Source organism: Pseudomonas sp. AC532, assembly GCF_979258965.1.
The window spans coordinates 1,029,862-1,045,704 of sequence record NZ_OZ409888.1; the positions used below are offsets into that span (position 1 = coordinate 1,029,862).

The window sequence follows — 15,843 nt, forward strand, 5'->3', positions numbered from 1 at the left end:
TCGATTTCGCTCTTGATCTTGCCGCTCAGCCCTGACCACAGCAGGCCCAGCTTGAGCTGTCGGAGGGGCACATTCAGCCTAGGCGACAGAACATCAGCCGCTCCGCCCCCTCCACGCCGAAGCGGCCAGCCCTTTAAAGCGCTGCCGCCAGGCGGGAACCCTGGCCGATGGCACGTTTGGCGTCCAGCTCGGCCGCCACGTCGGCACCGCCGATCAGGTGCACCGTCTGCCCGCCAGCCAGCAGCTCGTCCTGCAGTTCGCGCAGCGGGTCCTGGCCGGCGCAGAGGATGACCGTGTCGACCGGCAACAGTTGCGGCTCGCCGTCAGCGATGCGGACGTGCAGGCCGTCGTCGTCGATCTTCAGGTACTCGACCGCATTGATCATCTGCACCTGCCTGTTCTTCAGGCCTGCGCGGTGAATCCAGCCGGTGGTCTTGCCCAGGCCATCGCCAACCTTGCTGGCCTTGCGTTGCAGCAGAAACACACGGCGCGCCGCAGGCGCGACCTGCGCCTTGACGCCCGCCACCCCGCCACGCGCCTGCAGCGTCGGGTCGATGCCCCATTCCTTCCAGAACGCGTCGCGATCCAGGCTGGTGGCCGCCCCGGCGTGGGTGATGAATTCGCTGACATCGAAACCGATACCACCGGCGCCGATTACCGCAACCGTCTGGCCGACCGGTTTACGCTGCAGGATGGCGTCCAGGTAGCTGATCACCTTGGCATGTTCGATACCGGCAATGGCGGGTGTACGCGGCACGATGCCGGTAGCCAGGATGACCTCGTCGAAGCCGCCGGCGAGCAGGTCACGCGCGCTCACCCGAGTGTTGAGGCGCAACTCGACGCCGGTGGTTTCCAGCTTGCGCTGGAAGTAGCGCAGGGTCTCGGAGAACTCTTCCTTGCCGGGCACGCGCTTGGCGATATTGAACTGGCCACCGATTTCACCGGCGGCGTCGAACAGGGTCACACGGTGGCCGCGCTCGGCCGCTACCGTCGCGGCCGCGAGCCCGGCCGGGCCGGCGCCGACCACGGCGATCGATTTCACCGTGGCGGTCGGGACGTAGTTCAGCTCGGTTTCATGGCAGGCGCGCGGGTTGACCAGGCAGGTGGTCAGCTTGCCGCCAAAGGTATGGTCGAGGCAGGCCTGGTTACAGCCAATGCAGGTATTGATCTCGTCGCTGCGGCCGGCCGCGGCCTTGTTGACGAATGCAGGGTCGGCCAGGAAAGGCCGCGCCATCGACACCATGTCGGCATCGCCTTCGGCCAGCACTTGCTCGGCCACCTCCGGGGTGTTGATGCGATTGGTGGTGATGAGCGCAATGTTCACTTCGCCGCGCAGCTTGGCGGTGACCTTGGTGAAGGCCGCGCGCGGCACTTTGGTGGCAATGGTTGGAATACGCGCTTCGTGCCAGCCGATACCCGTGTTGATCAGGGTGGCCCCGGCCGCCTCGATGGCCTTGGCCAGCACCACGATCTCGTCCCAGTCGCTGCCGCCCTCGACCAGGTCGAGCATCGACAGGCGATAGATGATGATGAAATCGCTGCCCACCGCCTCGCGCACCCGGCGCACGATTTCCACCGGCAGGCGCATGCGGTTCTGGTAGCTGCCGCCCCAGCGATCGGTGCGCTGGTTGGTGTGGGCGGCCAGGAACTGATTGATGAAGTAGCCTTCGGAACCCATGATTTCCACACCGTCATAACCGGCCTGCCGGGCCAGCACGGCGCAGTTGACGAAGTCGGCGATCTGCTTCTCGATGCCCTGCTCATCCAGCTCGCGCGGCTTGAACGGGTTGATCGGCGCCTGAATAGCGCTCGGTGCCACCTGTTTGGGGCTGTAGGCGTAGCGCCCGGCGTGCAGGATCTGCATGCAGATCAGCCCATCGGCGGCGTGCACTGCATCGGTGACAATGCGGTGCTTGTCCGCTTCCTCGACGGTGCTCAGCTTGGCCGCCCCGGCATAGACGCCGCCCTCTTCGTTCGGCGCAATGCCACCGGTGACCATCAGGCCGACACCACCCTGCGCGCGCTCGGCGAAATAAGCCGCCATGCGCTCGAAACCGCCGGGCTTTTCCTCCAGGCCGGTGTGCATGGAACCCATCAGGGTACGGTTTTTCAGGGTGACGAACCCCAGGTCCAGCGGGGCGAGCAAATGCGGGTAGGCGGTCATGTCGGGGTCCGTCGGCGTTATCACGGGATGCCGCCGCCTGCATGGGCGACGGTCGGTATACGACAGACGATAGTGAAGCCGGCAGCCGCGCTCAATGATCATCAATGACAAATTACTGATCATAAATTACACCCCGCCTGGCATCGCAGCCCGCTGCCGGATACCCTTTAACGCTCACCACCTTGCCTGGAGCCGCCGTGAAGCCTGTTCGAATCCGTCTCGGCGACCTGTCCGTGGGCTTTCTATACAGCCTGGCGCAAGCCGTGCAAGAGCTGGGGCAGCCCGCTCAGCCGCTGCTGGAGCAGTACGGCTTCGACAGCGAACGCCTGGCCCAGCCTCGCGCGCGCTTGTCCATTGCGCGCTACATGCACCTTGGCCACCGCGCCATCCGCCTGACCGCCGAGCCGGCGCTGGGCCTGCTGATGGGCCGCTTCGGTCGCCTCCATCACCTCGGCCTGGCCGGCATCACCGCCGCCCAGGCGCCAACGGTGCGCGAAGCGGCGCGCACGCTGATCCGCTTCGAGCTGCTGTATGCCGCCAACTACCGCGGGCGCTCGGCCCTGCTCGAAGACGCCAGCGGCGCCTGGCTGCGCTTCCACTCGATAGGCCCCTATAACGACTACAACCGCTTCGTGGTCGACTCGGTACTTGCCGGCTGGCTGCAGCAACTGGGCAGCCTGGCCAGCACCACGCTGACCGCAACCGCCGTGCAGGTCGAATTCGCCGCCCCCGATTACGCCGAGCGCTACGCCGCCGAGTTCGGCTGCCAGCCGGCATTCGAAGCGCCCTGCAACCAGTTGCGCCTCGACCAGCAGGCCCTCGACCTGCCTAACCCGCAGCACTGCCCCGGCACCTGGCAGGAGCTGCTGCAGCTCTGTGAACAGGAGCTGCAACGCCTGACCCGCACCCATAGCCTGCGCGAGCGGGTCAGCCAACTGCTCGGCCCACGCCTGCACGGCCGCGAGCCGGACATGGACGAGATTGCCGGTCAGCTCCAGTTACCGAGCTGGACCCTGCGCCGGCGCCTGGCCGAGGAAGGCACGCGCTTCAGCGCCATCGTTCACGAGACCCGCCGAGACCTGGCCATTGCCTACGTGCGCGACACAGAACTGTCGTTCGGCGAGATCGCCTACCTGCTCGGTTTCGCCTCTGCGGAAGCCTTCCAACGCGCGTTCAAGCGCTGGCTGCAACAGACGCCCGGCGAGTTGCGACGCACTCATCGGCAGAGCATCGCCAAGGCATCGGAATCTATGAAATAATTATTTTCATTCGCGGCTGCGGGTTTTACGCTCCTCGTTCGTCTTATAGAAGGTATACACCCGCAGGCGCACGATGCCCGGCTTCAACCCCCGCACGCCCCCTGGCAGGCGGGGTTTCGCCCGTTAACAAAGAGCCCGCTGGCACCGCTCGAGGCGCCCGGTCTCTCAACAAGACAATTATTCAATGTCCAAGAAGTCGCGTTCAAAAATCTGGTTTCTGGTGCACAGCTGGCTCGCTCTGCCCATCTGGTTCTTCGTCCTGATCGTCTGCGTCACCGGCACCCTGGCGGTGGTCAGCCAGGAAATCGTCTGGTTGGCCAACCCCGACGTGCGCGCCAGCAAGCCCTCGGATGACGCCGAACTGCTGACCTTCGGCGAGGTGCTGGCAGCCATCAACAAGGCCGAACCCGAAACCATCGTGCAGTCGATCACTCGCCCGGACGAATCGCACTTCGCGCTCACGGTCCGGGTCGCCTACCCGGATGGCAGCATGCCGGCGCTGTACGTCAATCCCTACACCGGCGTCATCCAGGGCGTCAGCCCGCAGTTCGACTTCCGCCAGTTCACCCGCGCCCTGCACGGTTGGTGGCTGGTGCCGTTCACCAACGGGTTCAGCTGGGGCTGGTACCTGGTGTCGATGATGGGCATTCCCATGCTGCTGTCGCTGATCACCGGCCTGGTGGTCTACAAGAAGTTCTGGAAAGGTTTCTTCAAACCACGCCTGCGCTTCAACCAGGGCGCGCGGATCTTCTGGGGCGATTTCCACCGACTGAGCGGCATCTGGTCGATCTGGTTCATTGCCGTGGTGTCGATCACCGGTATCTGGTTTCTGATTCAGGCGATCCTCTTCGACAACCAGATTTCCATCTCCACCGAGGGCGTTCCCGCCGTGGTGGCGCGCGAGGACGTACCGGTCGTAAGGCCTGGCGAGCCGATCCCGCGGATCGACGTCGACGAGGCCGCGCGCATCGCCGTCAGCAAGGTGCCGAGCCTGGAAGTGAGCTTCGCGCGCCTGCCGAGCAATGCCTACGATCCGATCTCCGTCGGTGGCCGTGGCTGGTACCCGCTGATGATGCAGACCGCCTCGATCAACCCCTACACCGGTGAGGTGGCCCAGCAGCGCCTGCTCGAAGACCGCTCCAAGCTGGAGTTCGTCACCGAATCCATGCGCCCGCTGCACACCGGCGATTTCGGCGGCCTGTGGGTCAAGATGATCTGGTTCTTCTTTGGCCTGGTACTCAGCATGATGGTGCTCAGCGGCCTGCTGATCTGGACCAAGCGCACGGCGCAGGCTACCGCCAAGGTGATCAAGCGCCCGGCCCGGGTGCGCCACGGCGCTGCGACAAGCGACAGCACGGAGGTCAATGCATGAGCAAGGCCATCGCCGCCCCACAACCCGTCTCGCCGCTGAAACGCCTCTGGTACAAGTGGCGCTTCCACATCAACATTCTGCTGGTGATCATCCCGCTGGCCTTCATGCCCAAATACTTTGCCGATGTCGCACTGTTCACCGGCACCAGCGGCCTGGGTGAGCGGATGATCGGCGAAGTGCCGGTCGGCCCGTGGTCGATCCGCCTGGCCGAGTTCCGTGCCGGCCCGCCGGAACTCGACGGCCCCGCCGGCTACATGAAAGCCTTCAACGGCGCGCTGTGCGCCGCGTGCGCCAGCCAGGTCAAGGCCACCTACCTGCGTATCGGCAAGCCGCGCAGCCTGCGCGCTGCCGGCGGCATATTCTTTGGCACCGCCCACCGCATGGGCGCCACCGTGCCGCTGCCGGCACGTACCGAGCCCGATGCCGAGCTGTGGATCACCATGGAGGGCTGGGACGGTAGCGTGCACCAGGCCGCCGTACCGCTCGCGCAGGCATCCCCGTCCACCGTCGCCTGGCTGAAGCAACAACAAGGAGACCAGCAATGAGCACATTCCACTCTATCCGTCTGGCGGCAGGGATCGCCCTGCTGTCGCTCAGCGGCGCCGCCCTGGCCCATAACCCGATGTGCCAGTGCGAAGACGTCGACGCCGAACACATCCGCTGCACCGGCGGCTTTTCCGACGGCAGCGGCGCGGCAGGCGTGACCCTGGACGTGATCAGCTACGACGAGAGCATCCTGGTGCCCGGCAAGCTGGCTGACGATTCGACCATCACCTTCAAGCGTCCTGAGGGCGAGTTCTATGTGCTCTTCGATGCGGGCCCCGGCCACATCGTGGAAATCGACCACACGGAAATCGAGGCGCCATGACGGTTCAGGTCGTACGCCCCGCTGGCGCCGGTCATGAAACCCTCTATGTACTGCTGCTGTGCCTGGCCATCGTGCTGGCCGCCGGCGCGGTAGTGGTCTGGCATGGCGAAACGCAGAGCGAAACCAGCATCGAGAACCACCAGATCGATGCCCGTCGTGATCTCACCGCCGCTGAACAGGGCATTTACGCCGACCTGCGCGTGGCCGCTGACGAAATCCGCATCCGCCGCGACGAGGAGCAAACGCTGCTCAGCCCCGCAGAGCTGGCCGACGAAGGCTTTCCGCCGTTCGCCGCCGATGCCGCCGCGACCAGTCGTGGCAGCCACCAGTGGCAATTGCTGCCCGGTGACGAGGCGGCCTATTTCGGCGCCAGCCAGGCAATGGATGTGGCCGGTTCGATGCTCATGCTGGTCGATGCCGAGCATGAGCAGGCCGATGTCTGGCTCAACCGCACCAGCGCCAGCGCGCCCGCCAGCCTGGACGCGCAAAGCCTGATCACTGCCGGCTGGCAGCAGATCGCCTCGCAGTACGACGCAGGTGTGACCCGGCAACATCGCCACTGACCACCTCCGATTCACCCGACAGAAGACCGCCCGCCAATGCCCACTTTTCGCTCATCCTGCGCACGCCAGTTGCTGTCTCGCCTGGCCATCGGCCTGTTCGCCCTGCTGTTCATCGGTGCGGCCAGTGCCGCCGACGCCAAGCGCCTGCGCATTGGCATCACCTTGCATCCCTATTACAGCTACGTGAGCAACATCGTTGGCGACAAGGCCGAGGTGGTGCCGCTGATTCCGGCCGGTTTCAACCCGCATGCGTACGAGCCGCGCTCGGAAGACATCAAGCGCATCGGCTCGCTGGACGTGGTGGTGCTCAACGGCGTGGGCCATGACGATTTCGCCGACCGCATGATCGCCGCCAGCGAAAAGCCGGATATCGAGGTCATCGAAGCCAACGCCAACGTGCCGCTGCTGGCTGCCACCGGCATCGCCGCACGCGGCGCCGGCAAGGTGGTCAACCCGCATACCTTCCTGTCGATCAGCGCCTCCATCGCGCAGATCAACAACATCGCCCGCGAGCTCGGCAAGCTCGACCCGGACAACGCCAAAACCTACACCCAGAATGCCCGTGCCTACGGCAAGCGCCTGCGCAAGCTGCGCGCCGACGCCCTCGCCCAGCTCACCGAGGCGCCCAACGCCGACCTGCGCGTCGCCACCGTGCACGCGGCCTACGACTACCTGCTGCGCGAATTCGGCCTGGAAGTCACCGCGGTAGTGGAGCCGGCCCACGGCATCGAGCCGAGCCCCAGCCAACTGAAGAAGACCATCGACCAGCTGCGCGAGCTGGACGTGAAGGTGATCTTCTCCGAGCTGGACTTCCCGTCCACCTACGTCGACACCATCCAGCGTGAATCGGGCGTCAAGCTCTACCCCCTTTCGCACATTTCCTACGGCGAATACAGCGCCGAGAAATACGAGAAGGAAATGACCAACAACATGAACACCGTGGTGCGCGCCATCCAGGACGCCGGCAAATGAGCATGGCGCAAAACCTGAGCGTGACGGCCGTGGGCCCGGCCCTCGACTTTCAACAGATCAGCCTGGTGCTCGGCCGCACGACTATCCTCGACAGCGTGAGCTTCAAGGTGCAGCCCGGCAGTGTGCACGCGCTGGTCGGCCCCAACGGCGGCGGCAAGAGCTCGCTGATCAAGACCCTGCTCGGCCAGATGCCGCACCAGGGTAAACTCAGCCTGGCATGGCCCGGCGCCGTCGGCACCATCGGCTACGTGCCGCAGGCCCTGGAGTTCGACCGCGGCCTGCCGCTGACCGTCGACGATTTCATGGCCGCCATGTGCCAGCGGCGCCCGGCGTTTCTCGGCCTGTCGAAGCACTATGCCCAGGCAATTGACGAGGCCCTGACCCGCGTGGGCATGCTGGAGAAGCGCAAACGGCGCATGGGCGCCCTCTCCGGCGGCGAACGCCAGCGGGTTTTGCTGGCCCAGGGGTTGATTCCGGCGCCGCAACTGCTGGTCCTCGACGAGCCGATGTCGGCACTCGATGAGGCCGGCATCCAGGTCTTCGAGCGCCTGCTTGGTGACTGGCGCCGCGCCGGCATCACCGTGCTGTGGATCGAGCACGACCTTGAAGCGGTCAAGCGCCTGTCTGATCGCGTCACCGGCCTCAGCCGCCGCGTGCTGTTCGATGCGCCGCCCGCCGAAGCCCTGACTCCGGAGCGCCTGCTCAGCCTGTTCTCCACCCATGCACGCGCCGCGGAGACCTCGCTGCCATGATCGACTACGAACAGTTCCGCCTGATGATCCAGGGCTGGGCGTCTTCCGGTTATCTGCCGGAAGCGCTGGCCTACGGTTTCGTCATCAACGCGCTGCTCGCCGGCCTGTTGATCGGGCCGGTACTCGGCGGCCTCGGCACCCTGGTGGTGGTCAAGCGTTTCGCCTTCTTCTCCGAAGCGGTCGGCCACGCCGCGCTCACCGGCGTGGCTATCGGCATTCTGCTCGGCGAACCCTACACCGGCCCTTACGGCGCCCTGTTCGGCTATGCCCTGCTGTTCGGCATCCTGCTCAACTACCTGCGCAACCGCACCGGCCTGGCCCCGGACACGCTGATCGGCGTATTTCTGTCGGTGTCGCTGGCGATGGGTGCCAGCCTGCTGCTGATTCTTGCCGGGCGCATCAACGTGCACATCCTCGAGAACGTGCTGTTCGGCTCGGTGCTGACGGTCAATGGCACCGATCTGCTGGTGCTGCTGGTGGTCGGAGCCCTGGTGATGAGCCTGGCCCTGCCGCTGTACAACCGCATCATGCTGGCCAGTTTCAACCCGCAGTTGGCCGCTGTGCGAGGCGTGGCGGTGAAGACCCTGGACTACCTGTTCGTGATCCTGGTGACGCTGATCACCGTGGCCGCGGTCAAGGTCATCGGCGCCATCCTGGTCGGTGCCCTGCTGGTGATCCCGGCCGCAGCGGCACGCCTGCTCAGCCAGTCGCTGAAAGGCTTCTTCTGGTTGTCGGTGCTGATCGCCACCGTCAGCACCCTGCTCGGCATCATGTTGCCGATCCTGCTCGACCTGCCGATCCCCTCCGGTGCCGCGATCATCATGATCGCCGGCATCGCCTTCGCTCTCGCCGCCATTGCGCGCGGCGTCGTACCAAGCCTGAAAGGGAACCTGGGATGACCCACAGACTCCACCACCTCGGCCTCGCGCTGCTGCTCAGCCTGCCCGGCCTCGCCCAGGCCAGGGACGTTACCGTCCTGGTCTCGCAACCCATCACCTTCGGCCTGGCCAGCGACCTGCTGGACGGCACCGAGGTGCGCATCGAGCGCGCCGCCCCGGCCAACCTGCCGGCCAGCCGCCAGGTGTCGTATTTCGCCGGTCGTGGCGGCGCCGCGTTGCAGAAAGTCGCCGTCGACGCCGATGCCGCGATAGCCCTGCGTTCGCTGTGGGCCGAAGACCCGCTCTACCCGATGGCCCGGCGCAGCAATATCCGTATCGTCGAAATCGATGCCGCCCGCCCGGTGGACGGTGCGCTTCCCGGCATCGCCACCCAGGCCGAGAATGCCGGCGACAACGACCTGGCAAGCTACCCGTGGCTGGCAATCAACAACCTCGGGCGCATGGCCGATGTGACCGCCGCCGACCTGGTGCGCCTGGCACCGGAGGCCAAAGGCAAGGTCGAGCAGAACCTGGCCACCTTCAAGCAACGCCTGCTCAAGCTCAACGCGCACAGCGAGGCCGAGCTGGCCAAGGCCGACAATCTGTCGGTCTACAGCCTGAGCGATCGCCTGGATTACCTGGTCAGCGGCCTTAACCTGGACCTGGTCAGCAGCGACAGCCGGGATGACCGCGAGTGGGATGCCGAAGCCCTGAAGGCCTTGACCCGCGCCCTGCAGGATGACGACGTGGCGCTGGTGCTGCATCACCGCCAGCCGGCCCAGCCGGTAGCGGATGCGGTGAAAGCCGCCGGCATTCCACTGCTGGTGCTGGAAACCGACAGCGATGACCCGCTGGCCGGGCTGGAAAGCAACGTCGGCCTGCTGGTCGACGCCCTGACCCGTTAACCACCCGGCACGCTGCGCTGCGCGCCTTGCTGCACCAAAGCAAGCGCAAAGAAAAGGGCCCGACGCATCAGCGTCGGGCCCTTGTTTGATCAATCCGGTTGGTGGATGGCGTTGCAGGCAATGCCATTCGCGACCTCTCCAGCCTGCACGCGAGCGCTCAGAGCTCGGTTGCGTCTTCAGCGAATTCCGGGACGTCCTGTTCCAGGGCGCGGGACTCGAGCAGCTCTTCCTGATAATCGTCCATCTCTGTTCTCCTCACTTTTTCCTTTGGTCTGCAGCGAGTCTATGACACCTCGATGACTATCTTATGACAGGCATCTGCCTCGCCTGGTTCAGCATTCACGCTGCTGAGCATTGGCCTGAGACACATTGCTCCCCGGCTCGACGCTGCGCGTCAGCCAGACATTGCCACCGATGACGGACCCACGGCCGATGGTGATGCGGCCCAGAATGGTGGCCCCCGCGTAGATCACCACCTCGTCCTCGACGATCGGATGGCGCGGCTGCCCTTTGTGCAACTGGCCGCTTTCATCGCTGGTGAAGCGCTTGGCACCCAGGGTCACAGCCTGATAGATACGCACGTGGTTGCCGATGATCGCCGTCTCGCCAATCACCACGCCGGTGCCGTGGTCGATGAAAAAACTGTGGCCGATCTGCGCCCCCGGGTGAATATCGATACCGGTTGCGCCGTGAGCGGTTTCCGCAGCGATGCGCGCCAGCAGCGGCAGCCCTGCGCGGTACAGATGATGGGCCAGGCGGTGGTAGATGACCGCCAACACGCCCGGGTAGCACAGCAGCACCTCATCGACGCTGCGGGCAGCGGGGTCGCCGTTGTACGCGGCCACCACGTCCTGGTCGAGCAGACGCCGCAGCGCCGGCAAGGCCGCAGCGAAGTCGCGCACGATGGCAACCGCCTGCGGCGCCGCCTGGTCGGTTTCCTCGCCGCGCTGCCGGGCGCTATAGCGCAACTCGAGACGCGCCTGGGCCACCAGACCGTTGAGCGCCCGGTCCAGGGTGTGGCCGACGTAATAGTCTTCGCTTTCCTCGCGCAGCTCCGCTGGCCCCAAGCGCATCGGAAACAGCGCCCCGCACAGGCCGTTGAGAATCGTCGCCACGGCCTGCCGTGAGGGTAACTCACGCCCGCCGAGCTCGGGGTCGCGCCCGGTACGGTTGCGCCACTCGGCGCGCGCCGCACGCAACCCGGCGACAGTCCCCTCCAGCTGCCAATTGATTGGCTGGCAGGCGCCTTCCACGCCGCTACCCTCCTCGTTGCCTGCCGCAAACTCGCTGTTCATCACTACCTCGGTATCCATCAGGGCCGCCCCACGGCCGGCCCCCTTGAATCGGGACGATACGGAGTACCGGCATGCGCGCTCAACTGTCAGGCGGTTATGTGCTCAGGCCTGAAAGGCATATGGCTCAGTGATCCATGGCGGCAATGCCAGGCGCCATGCTGGCGATACGCAGTGCCAGGCCCTCGTAGGGTTCGAGCTGGATATGCAGTTCACCGTCGGCAGACAGGTCGCCGAGCAGGCGCTCGTGGATGATGTCCACCACCGGCCCCGGCTCGACATGCTCCAGGGTGATCACTTCGCTCAACGGCTCGGCGCCGAAATTCAGCGCCGTCACCTGGATGCCGCGGCCGGCCGGCAACTCGTGGACCATGATCAGCAAGGCGGGATGCTGGGTAACCGGCACGGCGATCTGCCGGCTGGACGCCACGCCATGGGAGCGCCGCGCCGCGAACATGCGCCGCGCCTGGGAGGCGAACGACTGCGGATCCTGCAATTGCTCGCTGAGGCTGCCATACAACTGCCGCGCCCGCGGCAGGCCCTCGGCAGAAAGCGGCGCGTCGGGGTCGAGATCGACCAGGTCGTAGCCACCGCGATTGATCCAGCGGGTATCGCCCTCGGCGATCAGCTCGGCGACCTGTCCGGCCTCCAGCGGCAACGCGCCCACCAGGTCCCAGCCGGACAATGCCACCACGCCGGGCTGCATGGCGTTGTACATCAGCAGCAGCAGGTGCACGCGGCGAATCTGCTCGATGTCGGCCTCGCTGATGGTGCTCAGGTCGCGAATCCCGAGCGCCGCGGTGATGATGCTCACCGTGGTACAGGCCACGCCATTGGTGACGAACTTCAGGTTGTAGGGTGCGTGTTCGCCGGTCAGGCGCTCGTACATCTCACCGCGAATGTGTTCGCGCAGGATGCTCCCGGGCAGGCTCTGGCCACGGAACACATAGGTGTCGTTGGCGTGCAGCGTCCAGAAATGCACCAGCTCCAGGGTGAGTTCGTCATGATTCTGCAGGGCGTGGATCAGCGAAGCCGGGTCGATGCCGAAGTCATGCATCTGATGCATCATCAGCCGCAGAAATTCGACGTCACCGGTCAACAGGGCGTGCTGGTAGGCCGGCCGGGTGATGAAGTCATAGGACAGGTCGGCACCGCCCTGGGACATCGAGGCGATGTCGTCGAGGGTCAGGTTCAGTTCCTGGAAGCTGAACGCGCCGGCCTTGCGGATCATGCCGGCCAGCAATTGGTTGCCGGTCAGCGACAGCGGGTGGCTTTCCGACCAGGCATTGCCCTGGCTGCGCCGCTCGACGCCGAGAAAACCATTGGCATCCAGACGCAGCACGCGCGAGCCGATCACGTCGATGGCATGCAGGGACTCGCCGGTGACCAACTGCTGGGCGGCGAACGTCGGGTCAAGCCAGTTCAGCGAAGGCTGCCCTTCCTTGAAATAGTGCAGGTACACCCAGCGCCGAACCTTGCCGTCCACGCCGGTGATCTCACCGGTAGCGCTCCAGTCGGTTTCCTTCACCCCGGGTTCGAAGAAGATCACCCGCTGCAACTGGCCGACGATGTAGTGCTTGTCACGCAGGGCATCGACGGTGGCCGGCGACAGGTTCACCGAGTCGCGTCCCTCGGGGAGCGGCGGCAGCAACGCCCAATCCGATTCGGCGATTTCCACCATGTGGTAAAGGCCTGGGTAATCGCCGTAGGCCATTTCCGCCAGGCGGAAGTCCGCGCCTTTGCCGGTGTGCGAAGGAATCGAATCATCGATGGTGACGGCGTTGTGCGCTGCGGCCACGCGGCTGAGGTGCACCAGTTGCTCCTCGCTGCCGAACTGCGGGTCGATCTCCAAACTGATGCGGTCGAAGTTGCCGTCCACGGTGGGCGTGTACTCGCGACCCTGCAGCCCGCCAGCGCGGCGCAAGGGCCCGGTGTGGATACCCTGCACGCCCAGTTCGGAAAGCGCGGCCCACAGGCGCTCGTCGCCGAGTGCCTGCAGCACGGAGCCATCCGGCGAGGTGATGATGGCCGCCGGGTAGACCGCCAGCCAAACCGAAGCGACCGCCGTGACGCTGCGCGGCCTGGCCAGGGCATAGGGCTGTTGCCACAACCGCGCCTGCCCGGAATAGAGACGCATACGCTGGCGCGCCGCGTGCAGCATGGACTGCTCTACGAGCCAATTGATATGTTGTTCGTCTGCCAGTTCGTCTGCCATAGCGATCCCGTGGTTCGAAAGGAGGATCGCGAACGGCCAGGCCGTCCGCCGTTTAAAGTTCTGTCTATTTCAGAACAGGCAGGCGGGGCTTCGTTCAGACTGAATGGCCAGGGTGCGCCGCGCTGGCGTCAGGCGCGGTGAACACCAGTCAGTGGTCCTGGTGGGACTGCAGGTACAACAACAGATTATCGATCTTCTGCTGATCGCCGATGCCCCAGAAGCGCATCTTGTTGCCAGGCACCACGTCGTCGGAATCGTTGATGAAGGCACTCAGCGTCTCGCGGCTCCACACCACACCGGAACGTTTCATCGCCGGCGAATAGTGGTAGTCCGCTGTCGTCCCGGCCTGGCGTCCGAAAATCCCGTTGAGCTGCGGCCCGAATGCTGCGCGGGCGCCAGGCCCGACGCTATGGCAATTGCCGCAGCTGCGCTTGAACAGCGCCTCGCCGGCGGCAATGTCGGCTTCGGCGCAGGCAACCTGAGCGGCGAGCACGGCGACCGCGAACAGCACACAACGGCTGGCGATGCGACGGGGAACACGGGCGGTCAAGGGGTTTCTGGTAAGCGAGCCTGGCATCTGCAGCGATTCGGTCATGACGAGGGGCATGCAGTATGCCTCAGCAGCCGATGCGCTTCATTGATCTGCGCCATCCTGGCGGAAAATCAGCGACTGATGTGCGCCCGCTCCGGCCCTGGCGCCAGTGCCCACCGCCAGCGCCACGGAGCCCGCGGCCAGCGCTGCGTCGCCACAGGCGAAAACGCCCGGCACGCTGGTCTCCTGGGTTTCCGACGTATGCAGGTAGGGGCCCATCGGACCATCGGCCAAGGTGCAACCCAGCTGTTCGGCCAGCGGATTGTTCTGGTGGGTACGCGGCAGCACGAACAGACCGTCCAGCGCCACGCAGCGGCCGTCGGCGAGGTTGATGTCGACCCGTTCGCCGGTGAGCGCCGTGACCCGGTCCGGCTCGACGACCACACCGCGGCGGGCCAGTTGTTCGAGCTGCTCGGCATCCGGCAGGAACGCACCGTTGGTGAACAGGGTGGTACTGCCCCAGTCAGGCAACATCATCGCGTGGTGCATCGACAGGGGCGAAACCGCCAACACGCCAATGCGTCCCAGGTTCAATTCATAGCCGTGGCAGTAGGGGCAGTGAAATACATGGCGCCCCCAGCGCTGCGCCAGGCCGTCGATGGCCGGCAACTCGTCGCGCACACCGCCGGCGAGGACCAGTCGCCGCGCCGCCAGGGTCTGACCATCGACCAGCCTGACCTGGAAACCGCCACCGTCGCGCGTCACCTCGGCGGCTTCCCCGGCCAGCCAGGTCACGTTCGGGTAGTCCATCAGCTCAACTCGACCATCGGCCACGATCTCTTCGGGCGCTCGCCCATCCTGGCCAAGAAAGCCGTGGGACTGGCTGGCGAAGCGATTGCGCCGCACACCAGCGTCGACTACCAGCACCCGGCGCCGAGCACGGGCCAGTTGCAGGCCGGCAGAGAGGCCTGCGTAGCTGCCTCCGACGATGATTGCGTCATAACTCATGGCGCGACTCCTCCATGCATGGCCCGGATGAAGCCCGGACCCTCACGAAACACCATAAGTTACATTTTGAAACCCCGTCAACCTCTCGTAACTTTATTCATTACGAATCATACTCGGCATCACACCGCTTCGCCTCGAGACGCCCGATGAGAAACGACACCCGCCTCTCCCGCATGCTGCACGTGCTGATCCACATGGACCGCCACGAACAGCGCACCACCTCGGACATCATCGCCCGCATGCTGGAAACCAACCCGGTGGTGGTGCGTCGCACCATGGGCCTGTTGCGCGAAAAGGGCTACGTGACCTCGGACAAGGGCCACAACGGTGGCTGGTCATTGGCCAGGCCGCTGGCGCAGATCACCCTGCTGGACGTCCACCAGGCACTGGGCTCGCAGTCCATCTTCAGCATCGGCCTGGCCACTGACACTCCCCATTGCCTGGTCGAGCAGGCGGTCAATCACGCCCTCACCCGCGCCTTCGACGAAGCCCAGGCATTGCTCCTGCAGCGCCTGGGTAATATCACCGTGGCCGACCTGGCCAAGGATTTCGATGCGCGCTGCCACACCCTGGGCGTGCATTGCCAGGCGCTGTGAAGCGCTGGCGATGATTACAGGTCGCGGAACAGGTCATTGGCGTTGAGCAGCGCATAGGCGACTTCAGGGCGCTTCTCCAGGCCGCGGCGAATCGCGGCGGGAATGGCCTGGCGGGTCTTGCGGCACAGCCCCGCAAAGGCCGCCACCTCGATGGCGATGCCACGCATGCTGCGCACTTCGTTGGCGCCGGGGGCTACGCTGACCCGTATGCCCAACTGCTCGAACATGCGCTGCTGCAGCCGCTCAAGATCCTCGAGGCTGGCCAGGTTTTCCAGGCGCTCGAGCAGGCGCTTTTCCTCTGCCTTGGTGAGCAGCAGAATGCGCTGATCGCCGGTCGGCGTTTCCAGCAACTGCTCACGCTCGCAGTCGCAAGCACCAGGCGGACAGGGGTGACGGAGCGGCATCGATGAATTCATGGCAGCCATCATAGCCAGCCAGGCGCCCGGTTGACCATGGTTGCAGGCCCA

16 protein-coding genes are annotated in these 15,843 nt (G+C 65.3%); 10 read left to right on the plus strand and 6 right to left on the minus strand.

Annotated elements, in window-relative coordinates; translation table 11 throughout:
• Nucleotides 1-133: 133 nt before the first annotated feature.
• Complete coding sequence (locus tag ACZ0AV_RS04945) at nucleotides 134-2,164, minus strand: oxidoreductase (protein ID WP_499150006.1); 2,031 nt, start codon at nucleotides 2,162-2,164, stop codon at nucleotides 134-136.
• Nucleotides 2,165-2,361: 197 nt separating this feature from the next.
• Here ACZ0AV_RS04945 and ACZ0AV_RS04950 point away from each other — a divergent pair, with 197 nt between their 5' ends.
• The 9 genes from ACZ0AV_RS04950 (at nucleotide 2,362) to ACZ0AV_RS04990 (ending at nucleotide 9,733) form a co-directional block, all read left to right on the plus strand.
• On the plus strand, nucleotides 2,362-3,423 hold the full coding sequence (locus ACZ0AV_RS04950) for an AraC family transcriptional regulator (protein ID WP_499150007.1): 1,062 nt from the start codon (nucleotides 2,362-2,364) through the stop codon (nucleotides 3,421-3,423).
• 184 nt (nucleotides 3,424-3,607) lie between these two features.
• The gene (locus ACZ0AV_RS04955; protein WP_499150008.1) at nucleotides 3,608-4,795 is read left to right on the plus strand and encodes a PepSY-associated TM helix domain-containing protein; all 1,188 of its coding nucleotides are present in this window, start codon (nucleotides 3,608-3,610) and stop codon (nucleotides 4,793-4,795) included.
• Complete coding sequence (locus ACZ0AV_RS04960) at nucleotides 4,792-5,340, plus strand: PA2404 family protein (RefSeq protein WP_499150009.1); 549 nt, start codon at nucleotides 4,792-4,794, stop codon at nucleotides 5,338-5,340. Before ACZ0AV_RS04955 ends, ACZ0AV_RS04960 begins: the two co-directional genes overlap by 4 nt.
• On the plus strand, nucleotides 5,337-5,663 hold the full coding sequence (locus tag ACZ0AV_RS04965) for a hypothetical protein (protein ID WP_499150010.1): 327 nt from the start codon (nucleotides 5,337-5,339) through the stop codon (nucleotides 5,661-5,663). Before ACZ0AV_RS04960 ends, ACZ0AV_RS04965 begins: the two co-directional genes overlap by 4 nt.
• On the plus strand, nucleotides 5,660-6,226 hold the full coding sequence (locus ACZ0AV_RS04970; RefSeq protein WP_499150011.1) for a DUF6162 family protein: 567 nt from the start codon (nucleotides 5,660-5,662) through the stop codon (nucleotides 6,224-6,226). Before ACZ0AV_RS04965 ends, ACZ0AV_RS04970 begins: the two co-directional genes overlap by 4 nt.
• 36 nt (nucleotides 6,227-6,262) lie before the next feature.
• A complete protein-coding gene (locus ACZ0AV_RS04975) occupies nucleotides 6,263-7,198 on the plus strand; it encodes a metal ABC transporter substrate-binding protein (protein ID WP_499150012.1) in 936 nt (311 codons plus the stop codon).
• Nucleotides 7,195-7,950 carry a metal ABC transporter ATP-binding protein gene (locus ACZ0AV_RS04980; protein WP_499150013.1) on the plus strand — a complete coding sequence of 252 codons (756 nt, stop codon included), beginning with the start codon at nucleotides 7,195-7,197 and terminating at the stop codon, nucleotides 7,948-7,950. The genes ACZ0AV_RS04975 and ACZ0AV_RS04980 overlap by 4 nt, the downstream gene beginning before the upstream one ends.
• Nucleotides 7,947-8,849, plus strand: a complete 903-nt coding sequence (locus ACZ0AV_RS04985) for a metal ABC transporter permease (RefSeq protein WP_499150014.1) — start codon at nucleotides 7,947-7,949, stop codon at nucleotides 8,847-8,849. The genes ACZ0AV_RS04980 and ACZ0AV_RS04985 overlap by 4 nt, the downstream gene beginning before the upstream one ends.
• Entirely contained in the window at nucleotides 8,846-9,733 is an 888-nt protein-coding gene (locus ACZ0AV_RS04990; protein WP_499150015.1) for a metal ABC transporter solute-binding protein, Zn/Mn family, read from the plus strand. Before ACZ0AV_RS04985 ends, ACZ0AV_RS04990 begins: the two co-directional genes overlap by 4 nt.
• Nucleotides 9,734-10,065: 332 nt before the next feature.
• Here ACZ0AV_RS04990 and epsC read toward each other — a convergent pair whose 3' ends face one another.
• From epsC to ACZ0AV_RS05010, 4 genes are all read right to left on the minus strand, one after another.
• Nucleotides 10,066-11,028: a serine O-acetyltransferase EpsC gene (gene epsC, locus ACZ0AV_RS04995; protein ID WP_499153297.1), complete on the minus strand. Its 963-nt coding sequence runs from the start codon at nucleotides 11,026-11,028 to the stop codon at nucleotides 10,066-10,068.
• 124 nt (nucleotides 11,029-11,152) lie between these two features.
• Nucleotides 11,153-13,240 carry a maltose alpha-D-glucosyltransferase gene (gene treS, locus ACZ0AV_RS05000; protein WP_499150016.1) on the minus strand — a complete coding sequence of 696 codons (2,088 nt, stop codon included), beginning with the start codon at nucleotides 13,238-13,240 and terminating at the stop codon, nucleotides 11,153-11,155.
• Between the two features lie 148 nt (nucleotides 13,241-13,388).
• Entirely contained in the window at nucleotides 13,389-13,847 is a 459-nt protein-coding gene (locus ACZ0AV_RS05005) for a c-type cytochrome (protein ID WP_499150017.1), read from the minus strand.
• Between the two features lie 27 nt (nucleotides 13,848-13,874).
• Nucleotides 13,875-14,780 carry an NAD(P)/FAD-dependent oxidoreductase gene (locus tag ACZ0AV_RS05010; RefSeq protein ID WP_499150018.1) on the minus strand — a complete coding sequence of 302 codons (906 nt, stop codon included), beginning with the start codon at nucleotides 14,778-14,780 and terminating at the stop codon, nucleotides 13,875-13,877.
• Nucleotides 14,781-14,926: 146 nt separating this feature from the next.
• Between ACZ0AV_RS05010 and ACZ0AV_RS05015 the strand changes: the two genes are divergently transcribed.
• The gene (locus ACZ0AV_RS05015; RefSeq protein WP_499150019.1) at nucleotides 14,927-15,376 is read left to right on the plus strand and encodes an Rrf2 family transcriptional regulator; all 450 of its coding nucleotides are present in this window, start codon (nucleotides 14,927-14,929) and stop codon (nucleotides 15,374-15,376) included.
• Nucleotides 15,377-15,390: 14 nt separating this feature from the next.
• Here ACZ0AV_RS05015 and ACZ0AV_RS05020 read toward each other — a convergent pair whose 3' ends face one another.
• Complete coding sequence (locus tag ACZ0AV_RS05020; protein WP_499150020.1) at nucleotides 15,391-15,792, minus strand: hypothetical protein; 402 nt, start codon at nucleotides 15,790-15,792, stop codon at nucleotides 15,391-15,393.
• Between the last annotated feature and the right edge of the window lie 51 nt (nucleotides 15,793-15,843).

Bases quoted from the DNA above. Each gene is read 5' to 3' on its own strand.
- ACZ0AV_RS04985 (WP_499150014.1), top strand. From the start codon at position 7,947: ATGATCGACTACGAACAGTTCCGCCTGATGATCCAGGGCTGGGCGTCT.
- ACZ0AV_RS04970 (WP_499150011.1), top strand. From the start codon at position 5,660: ATGACGGTTCAGGTCGTACGCCCCGCTGGCGCCGGTCATGAAACCCTC.
- epsC (WP_499153297.1), bottom strand. From the start codon at position 11,028: ATGAACAGCGAGTTTGCGGCAGGCAACGAGGAGGGTAGCGGCGTGGAA.
- ACZ0AV_RS05020 (WP_499150020.1), bottom strand. From the start codon at position 15,792: ATGAATTCATCGATGCCGCTCCGTCACCCCTGTCCGCCTGGTGCTTGC.
- ACZ0AV_RS05015 (WP_499150019.1), top strand. From the start codon at position 14,927: ATGAGAAACGACACCCGCCTCTCCCGCATGCTGCACGTGCTGATCCAC.
- ACZ0AV_RS04945 (WP_499150006.1), bottom strand. From the start codon at position 2,164: ATGACCGCCTACCCGCATTTGCTCGCCCCGCTGGACCTGGGGTTCGTC.
- ACZ0AV_RS04980 (WP_499150013.1), top strand. From the start codon at position 7,195: ATGAGCATGGCGCAAAACCTGAGCGTGACGGCCGTGGGCCCGGCCCTC.
- ACZ0AV_RS05005 (WP_499150017.1), bottom strand. From the start codon at position 13,847: ATGCCCCTCGTCATGACCGAATCGCTGCAGATGCCAGGCTCGCTTACC.
- ACZ0AV_RS05010 (WP_499150018.1), bottom strand. From the start codon at position 14,780: ATGAGTTATGACGCAATCATCGTCGGAGGCAGCTACGCAGGCCTCTCT.
- ACZ0AV_RS04955 (WP_499150008.1), top strand. From the start codon at position 3,608: ATGTCCAAGAAGTCGCGTTCAAAAATCTGGTTTCTGGTGCACAGCTGG.
- ACZ0AV_RS04990 (WP_499150015.1), top strand. From the start codon at position 8,846: ATGACCCACAGACTCCACCACCTCGGCCTCGCGCTGCTGCTCAGCCTG.
- ACZ0AV_RS04975 (WP_499150012.1), top strand. From the start codon at position 6,263: ATGCCCACTTTTCGCTCATCCTGCGCACGCCAGTTGCTGTCTCGCCTG.
- treS (WP_499150016.1), bottom strand. From the start codon at position 13,240: ATGGCAGACGAACTGGCAGACGAACAACATATCAATTGGCTCGTAGAG.
- ACZ0AV_RS04960 (WP_499150009.1), top strand. From the start codon at position 4,792: ATGAGCAAGGCCATCGCCGCCCCACAACCCGTCTCGCCGCTGAAACGC.
- ACZ0AV_RS04965 (WP_499150010.1), top strand. From the start codon at position 5,337: ATGAGCACATTCCACTCTATCCGTCTGGCGGCAGGGATCGCCCTGCTG.